Origin of the sequence: Pelomicrobium sp. G1, assembly GCF_051905455.1 — a bacterium.
In the GTDB taxonomy this organism is placed as follows: Bacteria; Pseudomonadota; Gammaproteobacteria; order Burkholderiales; family UBA6910; genus Pelomicrobium.
In genome coordinates this window covers 1-284 of the sequence record NZ_JBQACR010000305.1, presented here as the reverse complement: position 1 = coordinate 284, position 284 = coordinate 1, and the positions used below count along the sequence as shown (strand labels likewise).

The window sequence follows — 284 nt, the reverse complement described above, 5'->3', positions numbered from 1 at the left end:
TGGCCGACGCCCTCCTCGGGGCCGCGGGCCTGGGGGACATCGGGCGCCTCTATCCGGACAGTTACCCGGCCTACCGGGGCGCCGACAGCCGGGCTTTGTTGCGGGACGTGGCCCGGCGGCTCGCCGCCGCGGGCTTCCGGGTGGTCAACGTGGATGCCACCATCATTGCCCAGGCCCCCAGGATGGCGCCCCACATGGCGCAGATGGTGGCCAACATCGCCCACGATCTGGGGATCCCGGCGGATTGGGTCAACGTGAAGGCCAAGACCACCGAGGGGCTGGGT

At 71.5% G+C, this 284-nt stretch carries 1 protein-coding gene; it reads left to right on the top strand.

What is annotated here, in order from left to right:
• Window positions 1-284 (top strand): 2-C-methyl-D-erythritol 2,4-cyclodiphosphate synthase (locus tag ACTFO6_RS18615; RefSeq protein WP_439935857.1); only part of this gene is annotated, 284 nt, incomplete at both ends.